General features: G+C 48.9%; 1 protein-coding gene. It reads left to right on the top strand.

Annotation, left to right across the window (positions count from 1 at the left end; translation table 11 throughout):
• Positions 1-260: 260 nt before the first annotated feature.
• A complete protein-coding gene (locus tag KDK14_RS21165; RefSeq protein WP_257267244.1) occupies positions 261-1046 on the top strand; it encodes a thioredoxin fold domain-containing protein in 786 nt (261 codons plus the stop codon).
• Positions 1047-1098: the final 52 nt, after the last annotated feature.

The following is a 1098-nucleotide window of genomic DNA, read 5'->3' as shown; positions in this document are numbered from 1 at the left end:
CAGAGTGCCGGCACAAGGAGTCAGAAATATATGATTTCATATGGTCAGCTACTTAATGTCCATTAGCAGTTAACTAAATGAAATCCTATTTTCTGACTACGCGATACAACAGCAAGAAATAAAGCTACAATTCCTGATTTTCACCCAGCGTTTCTCTCCAATGCCGGGACGATTTGCCGATAGCCCCTGAAATGTCCGGTTTCGGTACACTGCCCAGTCGGCAGCCAAGCTTATTTTTGTGGATCAATCAAGGAATCATTATGTTTACACGCTCTGCCCTGCTGTTAACAGCCATTATCACCACAAGCGCTGGCGGGTCTGTGGCGGTCAATGCAGAGGCTACCGACAAGGACAGCACCGTCGGTGGCCCCGAATCCCTGATTGCAAGTCAACTGAAAAAACTCGATACCACCATTGCCATTGAGTCGATCACCGAAAGCCCCATGCCAGGCATCTACAAAGTGATGCTCAAAGGTGGCTTTGTTCTCTACAGCAGCGAAGACGGGCAATATTTTATCAAAGGCGATCTGTTAGAAATTCGGGGCAACCAATTGGTTAACCTGACAGATGAGGTGAAAAGCCAGCAAAACGCCAGGCTGCTCAAATCCCTGAACAAGGAAGACATGGTGATTTTTTCACCGAAAGGTGAAACCAAAGGTGTTGTCTATGCCTTCACGGATGTCGACTGTGGCTACTGCCGAAAACTGCACCGGGAAGTCGCCGGTTTAAATGCGCTGGGCATAGAACTGCGCTACCTTGCTTTCCCCCGGGGTGGTCAACAATCACCTGTGCATGGCAAGATGACCGATGCCTGGTGTTCAGTCAACCGCAAACAGGCATTAACCGACCTGAAAACCGGCAGGCCCATAAGTGCAAAAATTCAAGGCGATAAGGCAGCGTGCAGTACTGTCATTGACAATCACTACAACCTGGGTATCCAGATGGGCATTAACGGTACGCCGGCAATGGTTCTGGAAAACGGTCAGGTTATTCCGGGCTATCGCCCTGCAGCAGATATTGCCAGAATCATCGAAAGTCAGTCTTGACTCCAGGGCGACAGAATCGGTCGAACGATCATCCCGATAATAGGATATTTAG

It is taken from the genome of Endozoicomonas sp. ONNA2 (assembly GCF_024606365.1).
Lineage (GTDB): Bacteria > Pseudomonadota > Gammaproteobacteria > Pseudomonadales > Endozoicomonadaceae > Endozoicomonas.
The sequence above is the reverse complement of the archived record's forward strand: the minus strand, read 5'-3'. Positions and strand labels throughout refer to the sequence as shown.

What these genes read in the sequence shown, in the direction of transcription:
- KDK14_RS21165 (WP_257267244.1), top strand. Translation starts at nt 261, where the DNA reads ATGTTTACACGCTCTGCCCTGCTGTTAACAGCCATTATCACCACAAGC.